Origin of the sequence: Nocardiopsis akebiae (genome assembly GCF_018316795.1) — a bacterium.
Lineage (GTDB): Bacteria > Actinomycetota > Actinomycetes > Streptosporangiales > Streptosporangiaceae > Nocardiopsis > Nocardiopsis dassonvillei.
This window is the reverse complement of sequence record NZ_CP074132.1, coordinates 6459355-6474746: the sequence shown is the minus strand read 5'-3', so window position 1 is coordinate 6474746 and position 15392 is coordinate 6459355. Positions and strand designations below refer to the sequence as shown.

Genomic DNA, 15392 nt, shown 5'->3' with positions numbered 1-15392 from the left:
CCCTACTGCTTGGCGAGGGCGGAGGCGGGCAGCTGGTCCACGCCCAGGGAGCGGGCGGTGCCGAGCAGGCCGTCGAGCTTGTCGGCCTGCGGGCCGCCCGCACCGATCAGCTTGAGCAGCAGCGCGGAGACGGTGAGGTTCTTGACGTCCTCGGTGTCCACCGAGGCCAGCACCCCGCGCATGTCCGCGGCGAAGTCGCCCTCGCCGTTGAGCCAGTTGCCGCCCAGCGCCTGCACGGTCTTGGAGTTGCCGACGAAGCCGTCCACGGCCTTGCCCAGACCGATGGAGCCCACCATGCGGTCGAAGAAGGCGCCGTCGCCGCCGACGATGTTGATGTCGGCGTTCTCCAGGCCGGTGGCCAGCACGGTGGCCTGGGCCTCGGCGACCTCGCGCTGCACGTTGATCCCGGCCAGGCGGATCTCCTTCTCGGCCTCCAGGCGCAGGCGGTACTCCTCGTGCTCGCGGCTGACCTGGTCCAGGGCGGCCATGGCCTCGGCCTTGTCGGTGAGACCGGCGGCCTCGGCGCGCAGCTTCTGCTCCACGGCCTCGGCCTCGACACGGGCCTTCTCGCTGGCCACGGCGGCCTCGGCGCGGCCGACCTTCTCGATGGCCTCGGCGTCCTGGTGGCGGACCTGCACCTCGGCCAGACCGGCCGCGGCGGCCTCGGCCTGGATTCCCTCGGCGAGGCGGATCTTGGCGCGGGTGTCCAGTTCGGCGGCCTGCTGGCGGGCCTCGGCCAGGGTGAGCTCCTCGGCGGCCCTGTGCTTGGCGGCGGCCTCCGCGGCCTCGGCGGCCTTGATGTCCTTGACCAGGTTCTCCTGGGCCTCGGCCTCGGCCTGGATGATGACGGCCTGGCGGGTGCGCTCGGCCTCCTCGACGGCGCGCAGGCGCTTGATGGCCTCCTCCTGCTCGGCCACGGTGCGGTCCACGGCGATCCGCTCGCGGACGACGTCGGCGACCTCGCGCTTCTCGGCCTCGACCTCCTTGTCCTTGGCGATGCGGCTCAGCTCGGTCTCGCGCTCGCGCCCGATGACCTCCAGCAGGCGGTCCTTCTCGATGCGCTCGCTCTCGATGGCGATGACGCGCTCGCGGTTCTTCTCGGCCACCGCGATCTCGCGCTGCTGGTTCTGGTGCTGGACGCCCAGCGCCTCGGAGGTGCGGATGTTGGCGGTCTCGGACTTGAGGCGCTCCTCGGCCTGCACGCGGGCGGTCTCGGCCTCCTCGCGGGCGCGGATGATCTCGATCTCGCGCTTGGCCTTGGCGGCGGCCTCCTCGCGGCGCTTCTCCAGCTCGGCGAGGGTCTCGGCCGTCTCGGTGTTCTGCCGGTCGATCTCCTTGCGCCGGTCGTTCTCGAACTCGTTGGTGCGCTTGTGCTCGATCGAGGTGCGCTCGGTGATCTTGGAGATGCCCTGCGCGTCGAGGATGTTGTTGGCGTCGTGCTGGTGCAGCGGCGTCTGCTCCAGCTCGTCGATGGCCACGTCCTCCAGGCTGTAGCCGTTGAGGTCGGTGCCGATCAGGGAGATGATCGCCTGGCGGAACTGCTCGCGGTGCGTGAACAGCTCCTCGAAGTCGAACTGCTTGCCGACGGTCTTCAGGCCCTCGGAGAACTTGGAGTTGAACAGCTCCTGGAGCGTGTCCTGGTGGCTGGCGCGCTCGGTGCCGATGGACTTGGCGACCTTCTTGACGTCCTCCGCGGTCTCGTTGACCCGGACGTAGAAGTACACCTTGATGTCTGCGCGGATGTTGTCCTTGCAGGTCAGGCCCTCGCGACCGCGCCGGTCCACCGTCAGCGTCTTGAGCGAGATGTCCATGATCTCGGCCTTGTGCAGGACCGGCAGGACGATCGCGCCCGTGAAGGTGACGTGGACGTCGCGGACCTTGGAGATGATCAGCGCCTTGCCCTGCTCGACCTTGCGGAAGAGGCGGGTGACCATGAGGAGCAGGGCGATCAGGACGACGACGCCGACGGCAAGGGCGACGCCGACGGTCAGGAAGGCCGCGGACGCGGCCTCCTGGCCGTTCGCGGTGGCACTCAGCAACACGTGGGGGTCTCTTTCTGCAAGGGGATGTGCGTAAGAGGGGTGAAAGCGCGTCGGGAGCGGGGGTACGGCGGCGGGGATCCGGCCCCCGGTCGGGGGCGCTCGACATATGTGACGCCGCGCGGTCGCGAACGGTTCCGCGTACCACCTTCTACTTGACGGCCGCAAAGCCGCGGCGTCGCGGGCTCAGCCCTGTCCGGGGTCCAGCGCGGCGTCGAAGTAGGTGACCAGGAAGACGTCCTGCTCGGCGCTGTGGTCGAAGATCAGGGCGGTGCTGCCCACCGGCAGGACCTCGCCGCCGGTGGTGCGCACCGGGATGGAGATCGCCGCGCCGCCCGCGGTGGTGATCTCGGCCTGGCCGAAGCCCTCGTTGGCCTCGCCGATGCGGATCACGCAGGTGCGTCCGACCAGTTCGTTCTTGGAACCGCTGCTACGGCTGGGCAGGAAGCGCTGCACCGACATGACCAGGCCGCTGGTGACCGCCCACGCGGCCACGAGCGCGATCAGCAGGACCACCAGGCCCAGGGCGATGAGCAGGGGTGTGGAGGTGGTGTGGAGGAGGCTGGTCATGATGCTTCCCATCATGCTCACGAACCAGGCGACGCAGATCAGAGAGCTCAGCGACACGGTGACCGGGACCCCACCCAGGCCGACACGGCTCATCAGGGAGCTCAGACCCGCGGCCTCACCCGAGTCGTCCACGCTGTCGAGCGCGTCGGAACCGGTGGCGCCGACCGAGACGAGCAGCCAGTAGACCGCGACGACGACAAGCAGCGGGGTGAACAGCACGGTCGGGAAACCGAAGGCGGTGTCCAGGAACATCCCCACCCGTCACCCTCCTCCGCGCCGCACCGTGCCGGAACTCTACCGAACCGCCCGCTTCGCGACGCGGGCGGGCGTCCCCTTGGCCGTTTGCGGCCACCGGGACGCGGCGCGGACCCGGCGAGCGGTGCGGCGCGGACCCGGCGGACGGGCGGGTAGCGGGCCCGGCGAGCGGTGCGGCGCGGGTGCGGAGAAGAACCCCGAGAAAAAAATCCGGGGAGGTGTCGATCCGGTGCGGTGCCGTTCGACGTGTGGACGAGAGCGGGGGAACGGACCCCCACACCGCACGAGAGGCGAACACCATGCGCTACATGATGTCGATCATGTCGACCGCCGAGTCCGAGGCCGCCGACTACGAGCCCGGCCCGGAGGTCTTCGAGGAGATGGCCGCCTACAACGAGCAGATGGTCAAGGCCGGTGTCCTGCTCGCCGGGGACGGTCTGGCCCCCGCCTCCGAGGCCACCCGGGTCACCTTCAGCAACGGCGGCGCGACCGTCACCGACGGGCCCTTCGCGGAGGCCAAGGAGTTCGTCGCCGGGTACTGGGTCATCCAGGTGTCCTCGCACGAGGAGGCCGTGGAGTGGGCCAAGCGCTGCCCGCACCCGCCGGAGGGCGACGACACCGAGATGAGCCTGGTGCTGCGGCGGATCTTCGACACCGACGACTTCGGCGACGAGATGCCCGAGCACCTCAAGGAGCGCGAGCGCGAGCTGCGCGCCGAGGGGTACTCGCACGGCGGCTGACCCGACCGTGCCGGTGCGGTCCGCGGCGCTCCGGCGCACCCGCGGGCCGCGCCGGGCGTCGCGCACGGCCCGCACGGCGCCGCCGCGCGGGCTTGCGGCGGGGTGCCCGTGGTGCTGAGATTGCCCCGTGAGCCACACCGACGCCACGCGCGCGGTCGAGGCGGTCTGGCGTATCGAGTCGGCCCGCCTCGTCGCAGCGCTCACCCGCATGGTCGGCGACGTCGGCCTCGCCGAGGAGTTCGCCCAGGACGCGCTGGTCAGCGCACTGGAGAAGTGGCCCGGCGACGGGGTTCCCGACAAACCCGGCGCCTGGCTGACCACCGTCGCCAAGCGCCGCGTGCTCGACCGCTGGCGCCGCGACGAGCGCTTCCAGCGGCGCATGGCCGACCTCGGCCGCGAGATCGCCGAGCACGACGGGCGGGCCGAGTTCGACGCCGTACTGGAGGAGGACTTCGGCGACGACCTCCTGCGGCTGATGTTCGTGTGCTGCCACCCGGTGCTGTCCACCGAGGCACGCGTCGCGCTCACCCTGCGCCTGCTCGGCGGGCTCACCACCGAGGAGATCGCCCGGGCCTTCCTGGTGTCCGAGTCCACCGTCGCCCAGCGCATCGTGCGCGCCAAGCGCACCCTGGCCAAGAGGAGGGTGCCCTTCGAGGTGCCCGTCGGCGAGGACCGCCAGGCCCGGGTGGCCTCCGTGCTGGAGGTCGTCTACCTGGTGTTCAACGAGGGCTACACCGCCACCTCGGGCACGGAGTGGACGCGCCCCACGCTGTGCGAGGAGGCGATGCGCCTGGGCCGCGTACTCGCCCAGCTTCTGCCCGAGGAGCGCGAGGTGCACGGGCTGGTGGCGCTGATGGAGCTGCACGCCTCGCGGCTGCGCGCCCGCGTCGGACCCGGCGGGGAACCCGTCCCCCTGGCCGAGCAGAACCGCGCGCTCTGGGACCGCCTGCTCATCACACGCGGGATGGAGGCCCTGATCAGGGCGCTGCCGCCGGACCGGAGCCGACCCGGCGGGCCCTACGTGCTCCAGGCGGCCATCGCGGCCGAGCACGCCAGGGCGGTCACCGCCGCCGACACCGACTGGACGGTCATCGCCGGGCTGTACCTGGCCCTGGTCCGGGCCACCGGATCGCCGGTCGTGGAGCTGAACCGGGCGGTGGCGGTGTCGATGGCCTCGGGCCCGGAGCCCGCGCTGGAGATCGTGGACGCGCTCCGGGACCAGCCGGGGATGGGCGACTACCACCTGCTGCCCGCCGTGCGCGCGGACCTGCTCGTGCGGCTGGACCGCCGGGCCGAGGCCCGCGCCGAGTTCGAGCGCGCGGCGTCCCTGACCCGCAACGAGCGCGAGCGCTCGCTGCTCCTGGACCGCGCCCGCGCCTGCGAGGACTGACCGGGCCGGTCCGGGGCTCGGAGGGTTCCCGCCGGAACGACCCACGTCGTCGGTTGGCCGGTGACGCCGGCGATATCGGAACTCCCGCTCGCCGGACCCGCGCGCGGTTCTGCCCTGAGCAGGAAACCCTGGCGGGTCGGGCCGCAGACCGGCAGACTCCCGGACATGAGACTTCTGGTTCTGGGCGGTACCGAGTTCGTGGGGCGGGCGGTCGTGGAGGACGCGCTCGCCAGGGACTGGGACGTCACCGTCTTCCACCGCGGCAGGCACCCCGCGCCCCCCGGTGCCACCGCCCTGCACGGGGACCGCACCGGGGCGGGCGGGCTCGGCGCGCTGGCCGAAGGACGATGGGACGCCGTCGTGGACACCTGGTCGGGGGCCCCGTCCGCGGTGGCCGCCGCCGCGAAGCTGCTCGCCGACCGGGCCGGGCACTACTCCTACGTCTCCAGCCGCTCCGTCTACGCGTCCCCCGCCCCGCCCGGACTGGACGAGGACGGGCCGGTCGTGGACGCCTCGCCCGAGGCCGAGAGCACCGACTACGCGCGGGACAAGCGGGGCGGCGAGCTGGCGGCGGAGGCGGCCTTCGCGGAGCGGGCCCTGTCGGTGCGCGCGGGACTGATCCTCGGACCGTACGAGAACATCGGCCGCCTGCCCTGGTGGCTGGAGCGGATCGCCCGGGGCGGTCCCGTCCTGGCGCCCGGACCGCGCGACCTGCCGTTGCAGTACGTGGACGCGCGCGACCTGGCCGCCTGGACCCTCGACGCCGCCGAGGCCGGGCTGGGCGGCCCCCACAACCTGGTGAGCCCGCCGGGGCACACCACCACCGAGCGGCTCCTGGAGGCGTGCGCGGCGGTCACGGGATCGGACGCCGAACTGCGCTGGACCGACCCCCGGGTCATCCTCGACGCGGGCGTCCAGCCGTGGACCGAGCTGCCGGTGTGGGTGCCCCCCGGCGAGCTGTACGACACCCTGCACCGGGGTGACGTGTCCAGGGCGCTCGCGACGGGGCTGCGCTGCCGCCCGGTGACCGAGACCGTCGCCGACACCTGGACCTGGCTGAGGGGCCTGGAGGGCGGCGCGCCACAGCGCCCCGACCGCCCCCGCGTCGGCCTGGACCCGGAGGTGGAGGCCCGCCTGCTCGCCGGAGCCTGATCCAGCCTCGCGCTCTCGTGCTCCGGCCGCCCCCGAGCCGGGGCATGGCACGGTGGGACACCTCGGGCCGCACTGGGAGCATGAAGACCATCACCCAGCGCGAGTTCCGTAACAACGCGGCTTCCGCCATGGAAGAGGTCGAGGCGGGGGAGACCTTCCACGTGACCCGCAACGGGGTTGAGGTGGCCCGGGTCAGCCCGGTTCCGCGTCGTCGGCGCCTCACCGCGGAGCAACTGGCGGAACGGCATCGTAGGCTCCTCCGGGTGGGCTTCGCACTGATGCGCGGGGAAGCTGACGCGTTCTTCGGTGGTGAGGGCAGGGTCGGGGAGGGCGACCGTGGCTGACCGGTTCGATGAGGGCGCCCTCGGTACCTGCGACTTCGTCGGTCTCGACAGCGTCGTACGGGTCATCCCGGTCTGAGAGCCAACCGGGCGGCCGCGGACACGGCGAAGGGCCGCCTCCCCTGGAGACGGCCCTTCGCGCTGCTTCTCCGTGTACGACCCGGCGCCCGGGTCAGGCCACCGGCGCCTCCCCGGCGCCGCGCGAGGTCACCCGGAGCCTGTCCGCGCCCTCGGCCACGTCCACCACCACGGTGGCCCCCTCGGCCAGGTCGCCCGACAGCAACTCGCGCGCCAGCGGGTCGCCGATCGAGGACTGCACCAGCCGGCGCAGCGGACGCGCGCCGTAGTTGGGGTCGTAGCCGGTCAGCGCCAGCCACTCGCGGGCGCCCGCCGTCACCTCCAGCCCCAGCCGCCGGTCCGCCAGCCGCCGGGCCAGCTTGTCGACCTGAAGGTCCACGATCCGCGTCAGGTCCTCGGTGGACAGCGCGTCGAACATGATCACGTCGTCCAGCCGGTTGAGGAACTCCGGCTTGAACGTCGCGCGCACCACGTCGAGCACGCGGTCGCGGCGCACCGACTCCTCCAGCGACTGGTCCACCAGGAACTGCGACCCCAGGTTGGAGGTGAGGATCAGGATGGTGTTGCGGAAGTCCACCTGACGGCCCTGGCCGTCGGTCAGGCGGCCGTCGTCCAGCACTTGGAGCAGGGTGTCGAACACCTCCAGGTGCGCCTTCTCCACCTCGTCCAGCAGCACCACCGTGTACGGGCGGCGGCGCACGGCCTCGGTCAGCTGGCCGCCCTCCTCGTACCCCACGTAACCGGGGGGAGCGCCCACCAGCCGCGACACCGAGTGCTTCTCGGAGTACTCGCTCATGTCGATCCGCACGATCGCGCGCTCGTCGTCGAAGAGGAACTCCGCCAGCGCCTTGGCCAGCTCGGTCTTGCCCACGCCCGTGGGGCCCAGGAACAGGAACGACCCCGTCGGCCGGTCCGGGTCGGAGATGCCCGCCCGCGCCCGCCGCACCGCGTCCGACACCGCGGCCACGGCGTCCTTCTGCCCGATGAGGCGCCTGCCCAGCTCGTCCTCCATGCGCAGCAGCTTGGAGGTCTCGCCCTCCATGAGACGCCCCACGGGGATGCCGGTCCACGCCGACACCACGTCGGCGACCTCGTCGGCGCCCACCTCCTCCTTGACCATGGTGGCGTCGCCCCGGCTGGCCGCCCTCTCCTCGTCCCGGCTGGCCTCCTCGACCTGCTTCTCCAGCTGCGGGATGTCCCCGTACATCAGCCGGGAGGCCTCGCCGAAGTCGCCCTCGCGCTGGGCCAGCTCGGCCCGCGTGCGCAGGTCGTCGAGCTGCCCCTTGAGCTCACCGACCCGGTTGAGGCCGGCCTTCTCCTGCTCCCAGCGGGCCACGAGCCCGTTGAGCTGCTCCTGCCGGTCGGCCAGGTCCGCGCGCAGCCGCTCCAGCCGCTGGCGGCTGGCCGGGTCCGACTCCTTGTCGAGCGCCATCTCCTCCATCTTCAGGCGGTCCACGGTGCGCTGGAGCTCGTCGATCTCCACCGGGCTGGAGTCGATCTCCATGCGCAGCCTGGACGCCGCCTCGTCGATGAGGTCGATCGCCTTGTCCGGCAGGAACCGCGCGGTGATGTAGCGGTCGGACAGGGTCGCGGCGGCCACCAGGGCCGAGTCGGCGATCTGCACCTTGTGGTGCGCCTCGTAGCGGCCCTTGAGCCCGCGCAGGATCGCGATCGTGTCCGCGGCGGAGGGCTCGCCCACCATGACCTGCTGGAAGCGCCGCTCCAGGGCGGGGTCCTTCTCGATCTTCTCCCGGTACTCGTCCAGGGTGGTCGCGCCCACCATGCGCAGCTCGCCGCGCGCCAGCATGGGCTTGAGCATGTTGCCCGCGTCCATGGCGCCCTCGGCGGCGCCGGCGCCCACCATGGTGTGCAGCTCGTCGATGAACGTGATGACCTGGCCCTCGGACTCCTTGATCTCCGAGAGCACCGCCTTGAGCCGCTCCTCGAACTCGCCCCGGTACTTGGCGCCCGCCACCATCGCGGACAGGTCCAGGCTCACCAGCCGCTTGCCCACCAGGGACTGCGGCACGTCACCGGCCACGATCCGCTGGGCCAGGCCCTCCACGACCGCGGTCTTGCCCACGCCCGGCTCGCCGATGAGCACGGGGTTGTTCTTGGTGCGGCGGCTGAGCACCTGGATGACCCGCCGGATCTCGCCGTCGCGGCCGATCACCGGGTCCACCTTGCCCTCGCGGGCCCGCTCGGTCAGGTCCACCCCGTACTTCTCCAGGGCCTGGTAGGTGTCCTCCGGGTTCTCCGAGGTCACCTTGCCCGAGCCGCGCACCCGCTCGAACCCCTCCAGGAGCGCGTCGGGGGTGGCACCGGCCTCGGTGAGCAGCTTCGACGCCTCGCCGCCGTCCGCGGCCAGCCCCACCAGCAGGTGCTCGGTGGAGACGTACTCGTCCTCCATCTGCTGCGCGCGCTGGGCCGCGGTGTTGATGGAGACGATCAGCTGGCGCGAGGAGCTGGGCGAGCTGACCGTGGAACCGGCCGCCTTGGGCAGCGCGCCGACGGCCGCCTCGACCTTGTCCCGGAGCGCGTCCGGGTTGGCCCCGACCTCCTTGAGCAGCGGGCGGGTGATGCCCTCCGCCTGGTCCAGCAGGGCCGCCAGCAGGTGCACGGGCTCCGTCTGCGGACTGCCGTCCGTGGTGGCCCGGCGGATCGCCACCGACAGGGCCTCCTGGCTCTTCTTGGTGAGCTTGTAGTTCATGCGCGGTGACTCCTTTCACAAGTCGTGTCACGGGGGGTGATGTCCGACGGCCGACCGCGCCCCCGTGTCGCCGTGGCGGAGTTCCGTCAGTCCTGCTCGTCGTCGGCGCGGCCCGGGGCGCCGCGGCCCCTGCCCCGCTCCTCGTCGTCGTTCCCGGGCTCGGCGGTGTTGAAGATCGTCACGCGGGTGCGGCGCACCAGTTCGCCGCGCACCCCCGTGCCGCCGTCGGCCGGGCGACCCCGGCGGGCCACCGCCCGGCGGGCCGCCTCCAGCTCGTTGGCCAGGTGGAACACCTGCTCCCGCAGCTGCTCGACCTCGTGTTCCAGTTCCAGGATCCGCTTGATCCCGGCGAGGTTGATGCCCTCCTCCTGGGACAGCCGCTGCACCTGGCGCAGCGTCTGCACGTCGCGCATGGAGTAGCGGCGTCCCCGGCCGGACGCACGGCCCGGCGAGACGATCCCCAGTCGGTCGTACTGGCGCAGGGTCTGCGGGTGCATCCCCGCGAGCTCCGCGGCGACCGAGATCACGTAGACCGGAGCGTCAGCGCCGAAGGAGTCGTTCACGTCGTTCACGCACCCTTCGCCCGCGTTTCGAGTCCGTCGCGCGGGTCGTAGTCGGAGGTCGCGGCGCGGAACTTCTCCAGAGCCTCGCGTGCGTCCCCGTTGAGAGTCCTCGGTACCGCCACCTCGATCGTGACGAGCATGTCGCCGGTGGTGCCGTCCTTGCGGTTCGCGCCCTTGCCGCGCACCCGCAGCTTGTGCCCGTTCTGCGTGCCCGGCGGGACCTTCACGGTCACCGGGAAGCCGTTGAGGGTGGGGATGCGCACGTCCGCGCCCAGCGCCGCCTCGGGGAAGGTCACCGGGACGGTGATAGTCACGTTGTCGCCGCTCCTGCCGAACACCGGGTGCTCCTTCACGCGTACGACGACGTAGAGGTCACCCGCCGGGCCGCCGTTCTCGCCCGGCGCGCCCTTGCCCTTGATCCTGATCCGCTGCCCGTCGGTCACGCCGCCGGGGATGCGTGTCTGGACGGTGCGGGTGCTCTTGCCGCGCCCGCTGCCGCTGCACGTGGGGCAGGGGTCGTCCACGACCAGGCCGCGGCCCTTGCACTCACTGCACGGCTCGGACAGCGAGAAGCCGCCCAGGTTGGTGTTCTCGTGCCCGGTGCCGGAGCACTTGGGGCACATCCGCGGGGCGGTGCCCGACTTGGCGCCGGTGCCCTTGCAGGTGGGACAGGCCGCCTCGCTGGCCAGCTGGAAGGAGCGCGTGGCCCCCTCTGCCGCCTCGCGGAAGGTCAGTGTCGTCTCGGTCTCGATGTCGGCGCCGCGTCTGCTGCGGGTGGTCCCGCCGCGCCCGCGGCCGCCGAACAGCCCGCCGAAGAGGTCGCTCAGCCGCTCGCCGCCGCCCGCGGTCCCCGTCCCGCCGGTGCCCTGGCCGAACAGGTCGCCCACGTCGAACCCGCCGGGGCCGGTGCCGCCGCCGGGGCGGTAGGAGCCGCCGAACAGCGACCGCGCGTTGTCGTACTCCTTGCGGCGCTTCTCGTCCGACAGGACGTTGTAGGCCTCGGAGATCTCCTTGAAGCGGTCGGCCGCGCCGGGGTCGTCGGCGTTCGCGTCGGGGTGGTTCTCCCTGGCCAGCTTGCGGTAGGACTGCTTGATCTCGTCCTTCGAGGCGGTCTTTGAGACTCCCAGGACCTTGTAGTAGTCCTTCTCCAGGTAGTCCTTGGTGCTCATCGACTGGTGCCTTCCCCCGCTGGTGCCGGTTGCGTCCGATGCTTCCATGTGACCCCGCACCGTGTCGGGCCGGGGTCCGGCTCCGGCCGCGGCCGCCGCTCACGCGGGGCCGCGGCCGGAGGATCAACGGGCGGACCCGTTACCTGTCGTCTTCCCCGCCGTCGGCGCCGTCCGCGGCCGGGGACTCCCCGCCGGGGCCGTCGCCCTCGGCGGCGGAGCCGGACGCGGCCTCCTCGCCGCCGTCGGCGGGATCGCCGACGACCACGCGGGCCGGGCGCAGTACCCGCTCACCGATGCGGTACCCGGGCTGGAACACCTCGATCACGGTCTGGACCGAGATACCCGGGACGGGGACCAGGGTGAGCGCCTCGTGGATGTTGGGGTCGAACTCGTCGTCCTTCTCCGCGTACCGCTCCAGGCCCAGCTTGGTGACCACGGCCTCCAGGGCCTCGCCCACCGCCTTGAACCCGCCGTTGAGCTCGTCGTGCTCACGGGCCCGGCCGACGTCGTCCAGGATCGGCAGCAGTTCGCCGAGGACCTGGGCGGTGGCCATCTCGCGGACGGCCACGCGGTCGCGGTCCACGCGCTTGCGGTAGTTGGCGTACTCCGCCTGCACCCGCTTGACGTCGTTGGTGAGCTCGACGACCCGCTCGTCCGCGTTGATCGCCTCCGACACCACCGACTCGGGGGTGTCGGGGACCTCGACGTCCTCCAGGTCGGCCTCGACGACCTCCTCCTCGGCGACCTCGGGGATCTCCTCGGTCGCGTCGCCCTCGGCCTCGGGGTTGCGGACCTGCCCGGTCTCCGGGTCGATCCGGCGGTTGTCCCGGATCACCGGCCCCTGGCGCTCCTCACCGTCGCCGGTGCCGTTGGTGTTCTCCGACGGTGCCATCTGAGACACTCCTCCTTCCTCGACTCGACCCGGGATCAGGACTGCTGGTTGCCCTGGGTGCCCTTGTTGTCCTCGTCGACGATCTCGGCGTCCACGACGTCGGCGTCGTCGGCGGAGCCCTGGGCGCCCTGCGCGGCGTCGCCCTCGGCGCCCTGCTGGCCCTGGCTGTAGATGGCGGAGCCGATCTTCTGGCTGGCCAGCGCGACCTTCTCGCTCGCGGTGCGGATGGCCTCCACGTCGGAGCCCTCCAGCGCGGTCTTCAGCTCGGCGACGGCGGCCTCGGTCTCGGAGCGCACGTCCGCCGGGACCTTGTCCTCGTTGTCCTTGATGACCTTCTCGGTCTGGTAGACGAGGGACTCGGCGTTGTTGCGGACCTCGGCCTCCTCGCGGCGCTTGCGGTCCTCCTCCGCGTACTGCTCGGCCTCGCGGACCATCTTGTCGATGTCGTCCTTGGACATCGCGGAGCCGCCGGAGATGGTGACGGACTGCTCCTTGCCGGTGCCCAGGTCCTTCGCGGTGACGCTGACGATGCCGTTGGCGTCGATGTCGAAGGCGACCTCGATCTGCGGGACGCCGCGCGGCGCCGGGGGCAGACCGGTCAGGTCGAAGACGCCCAGCTTCTTGTTGTACTGGGCGATGTCGCGCTCACCCTGGTACACCTGGATCTGCACGGACGGCTGGTTGTCGTCGGCCGTCGTGAAGATCTCGGAGCGCTTGGTCGGGATGGTCGTGTTGCGCTCGATGAGCTTGGTGAACACGCCGCCCTTGGTCTCGATGCCCAGCGACAGCGGGGTGACGTCCAGCAGCAGGACGTCCTTGACCTCGCCCTTGAGCACGCCGGCCTGGAGCGAGGCGCCGATGGCCACGACCTCGTCCGGGTTGACGCCCTTGTTGGGGTCCTTGCCGGTCATCTCCTTGACCAGGTCCACGATGGCGGGCATACGGGTGGAGCCGCCGACCATGACCACGTGGTGGATCTGGTCCAGGCTGATCCCGGCGTCCTTGAGGACCTGCTGGAACGGGGTCTTGGTCCGCTCGACCAGGTCGGCGGTCAGGCGCTGGAACTCGGCGCGGGAGAGCTTCTCGTCCAGGTGCAGCGGGCCCTCGGCCGAGGCCGTGATGTAGGGCAGGTTGATCGCCGACTCGCTGGAGCTGGACAGCTCGATCTTGGTCTTCTCCGCGGCCTCGCGCAGGCGCTGGAGGGCCATCTTGTCCTTGGACAGGTCCACGCCGTTGGAGTTCTTGAAGCGCTCGACCAGCCAGTCGACGATGGCCTGGTCCCAGTCGTCGCCGCCCAGGTGGTTGTCGCCGTTGGTCGCCTTGACCTCCACGACGCCGTCGCCGACCTCCAGGAGGGAGACGTCGAAGGTGCCGCCGCCGAGGTCGTAGACCAGGATGGTGGCCTCGTCCTCCTTCTCCAGGTGGTAGGCCAGCGCGGCCGAGGTCGGCTCGTTGATGATGCGCAGGACGTTGAGGCCCGCGATGGTGCCGGCCTCCTTGGTGGCCTGGCGCTGGGAGTCGCTGAAGTAGGCCGGGACGGTGATGACCGCGTCGGTCACGTCCTCGCCCAGGTAGGCCTCGGCGTCGCGCTTGAGCTTCTGGAGCACGAAGGCGCTGATCTGCTGGGGGTTGAAGGTCTTGTCGTCGATCTTCACCGTCCAGTCGGTGCCGATGTGGCGCTTGACCGAGCGGATGGTGCGGTCGACGTTGGTGACCGCCTGGCGCTTGGCGACCTCGCCGACGAGCACCTCACCGTTCTTGGCGAAGGCGACGACGGACGGGGTGGTACGGGCGCCCTCGGCGTTGGCGATGACCGTGGGCTCGCCGCCCTCCAGGACCGCGACACACGAGTTCGTCGTACCGAGGTCGATTCCGACCGCACGTGCCATGGTTGCTTCCTCCGTCAAAGTTGAGTCGTTCAGACGTAATTTTGCTTCGTCGGTTGAGGGCTGTCAAGTCAGTTGAGTTGACCCGACTCAAGTTGGTTCCTACGTCCTGACAACGGGCGGCCGGACCGGGATGTTCCCGACCTGGGCACTCCGATCGGGGATATGGGCGAACCCCGGGACAAGTCGGGGAGAACCTTGACCCGCAAGATCAGGGAGGGCCGGGGTTCCCCTAGGGCGGCTTCGGGGTGCGGTCGCGGGCGGCCCCGGAAGGCGCGGTCACCGGAGGGGCGCCTTCCGGTCAAGCGGAGGGAAACGCCCGTGTCGCGGCGCCGGGCGCCGGCGTTCGGCGGTCGACGATGGCCCTGCCGCCGACGCGCCGGTGCCGAAGCGCCGGTGCCGCCGGGCGGCGCCCGCCGTACCCCTGGAACGGAGACGCCCGTGACGCCCAAGGCCCTGCTCGCCTCCGCGCTCGCCGCCGCGGTGCTGCTGCCCGCGCTGGGCGCGGCCCCCGCGTCCGCCCAGGACGACACGCGGCCGATCGGGGACACCACCGCACCCGCCGGTGAGGTCCGGGCTCCCTCCGCCCAGACCCCGACGTCCGGCGGCGGCGTCGCGCTGCCGCCGGGGGACGCCGCCGGGACCGCCGGGGGCGGCCCCACGTCCGCGGGAGACGCCGGGGACGCCTTCTCGGCCACGTACCGGCACAACACCTTCGAGCGCCCGGCCGCGGGCACCGCCTACACCCTCGACGAGTGGGAGAAGGACGGCTGGTACGCCTCCAGCGCCAGGGGCCTGGAGGAGCGCGCCGTCATCGACGACTCCGTGCCCGCCCACGGAGGCGGGCAGTCGCTGCGCGTGCTCTACCCCGAGGGGAGGATCGGCGCGCAGGAGTCCGGCGGGCTGGCGCCGTTCCAGCTCTCCCCGGCGCGCGAGTACTACCTGTCCTTCTGGGCGCGCCTGGGCGAGGACTTCAGCTGGGGGACCACCTCGTTCGGCGGGAAGCTGGGCTTCGGGCTGGCCGGGGGCGCGGGCTGCTCGGGCGGGGACGTGTGCACCGGGGAGAACGGCTACAGTTCGCGCGTGGTCTGGCGCCGCGACGGCAAGGCGGAGCTGTACTACTACCACATGGACAAGGCGGGCGAGTTCGGCGACTCCGAGCCCCTCGTCTCGGACGGGTCCGTCGTCCACCTCCCCCGGGGCGAGTGGGTGCACATCGCCCAGCGGGTCCGCGTCAACACGGTCACCGACGGCCGGGCCGAGCCCGACGGGGAGATCGAGGTCTTCTACAACGGCGAGCCCGCCGCGCTGGTCACCGGCCTGCGCCTGGTGACCGACGACGACTTGGTGGACAAGGCCTACCTCTCGTCCTTCTTCGGCGGCTCCACCGAGGGCTTCGCCCCGGCCCACGACAGCTACGTCTGGTACGACGACCTGAAGGTGTCCACCTCGCGCGCCGACATCTGCGAGCTCGGCGGCTGCGCCTGACCCCCGCCCGGCCCCGCCCCGGGGAGCCGTCCACAGGCGAAGGGCGGGCGTTGCCGGAGGCCGTGTCCCTCCGCGACACTGGAGGACGGGGGCCCCGGGGCGTCCCGGGCTTGGCCGTG

At 71.9% G+C, this 15392-nt stretch carries 12 protein-coding genes; 5 read left to right on the top strand and 7 right to left on the bottom strand.

The features are described 5' to 3' along the window. Window positions 1–2: 2 nt before the first annotated feature. A complete protein-coding gene (locus tag KGD83_RS27770; protein ID WP_212641849.1) occupies window positions 3–2042 on the bottom strand; it encodes a flotillin family protein in 2040 nt (679 codons plus the stop codon). A gap of 183 nt (window positions 2043–2225) precedes the next feature. Further along, entirely contained in the window at window positions 2226–2867 is a 642-nt protein-coding gene (locus KGD83_RS27765; RefSeq protein ID WP_212641848.1) for an OB-fold-containig protein, read from the bottom strand. A gap of 296 nt (window positions 2868–3163) precedes the next feature. On the opposite strand from KGD83_RS27765, the gene KGD83_RS27760 reads away from it, so the two are divergent. From KGD83_RS27760 to KGD83_RS27745, 4 genes are all read left to right on the top strand, one after another. Beyond that, window positions 3164–3604 (top strand): YciI family protein, encoded by a 441-nt coding sequence (locus KGD83_RS27760; RefSeq protein WP_212644638.1) that lies wholly within the window; start codon window positions 3164–3166, stop codon window positions 3602–3604. A gap of 127 nt (window positions 3605–3731) precedes the next feature. Beyond that, window positions 3732–4994: an RNA polymerase sigma factor gene (locus tag KGD83_RS27755; RefSeq protein ID WP_212641847.1), complete on the top strand. Its 1263-nt coding sequence runs from the start codon at window positions 3732–3734 to the stop codon at window positions 4992–4994. A gap of 165 nt (window positions 4995–5159) precedes the next feature. Next, complete coding sequence (locus KGD83_RS27750) at window positions 5160–6146, top strand: NAD-dependent epimerase/dehydratase family protein (RefSeq protein WP_212641846.1); 987 nt, start codon at window positions 5160–5162, stop codon at window positions 6144–6146. Between the two features lie 80 nt (window positions 6147–6226). Then, complete coding sequence (locus tag KGD83_RS27745) at window positions 6227–6490, top strand: type II toxin-antitoxin system Phd/YefM family antitoxin (protein WP_212641845.1); 264 nt, start codon at window positions 6227–6229, stop codon at window positions 6488–6490. A 169-nt stretch (window positions 6491–6659) separates the two neighbouring features. On the opposite strand, the gene clpB is transcribed toward KGD83_RS27745, so the two are convergent. The 5 genes from clpB to dnaK form a co-directional block, all read right to left on the bottom strand. Next, a complete protein-coding gene (gene clpB / locus KGD83_RS27740; protein ID WP_212641844.1) occupies window positions 6660–9275 on the bottom strand; it encodes an ATP-dependent chaperone ClpB in 2616 nt (871 codons plus the stop codon). An 86-nt stretch (window positions 9276–9361) separates the two neighbouring features. Beyond that, complete coding sequence (locus tag KGD83_RS27735) at window positions 9362–9847, bottom strand: heat shock protein transcriptional repressor HspR (protein ID WP_013156454.1); 486 nt, start codon at window positions 9845–9847, stop codon at window positions 9362–9364. Beyond that, entirely contained in the window at window positions 9844–11007 is a 1164-nt protein-coding gene (gene dnaJ, locus KGD83_RS27730) for a molecular chaperone DnaJ (protein ID WP_212641843.1), read from the bottom strand. The genes KGD83_RS27735 and dnaJ overlap by 4 nt, the downstream gene beginning before the upstream one ends. Window positions 11008–11146: 139 nt before the next feature. Then, the gene (gene grpE / locus KGD83_RS27725) at window positions 11147–11899 is read right to left on the bottom strand and encodes a nucleotide exchange factor GrpE (RefSeq protein WP_212641842.1); all 753 of its coding nucleotides are present in this window, start codon (window positions 11897–11899) and stop codon (window positions 11147–11149) included. A gap of 35 nt (window positions 11900–11934) precedes the next feature. Continuing rightward, the gene (gene dnaK, locus KGD83_RS27720; RefSeq protein WP_212641841.1) at window positions 11935–13788 is read right to left on the bottom strand and encodes a molecular chaperone DnaK; all 1854 of its coding nucleotides are present in this window, start codon (window positions 13786–13788) and stop codon (window positions 11935–11937) included. A gap of 438 nt (window positions 13789–14226) precedes the next feature. On the opposite strand from dnaK, the gene KGD83_RS27715 reads away from it, so the two are divergent. Further along, a complete protein-coding gene (locus tag KGD83_RS27715; RefSeq protein WP_212641840.1) occupies window positions 14227–15273 on the top strand; it encodes a polysaccharide lyase in 1047 nt (348 codons plus the stop codon). Window positions 15274–15392 lie beyond the last annotated feature (119 nt).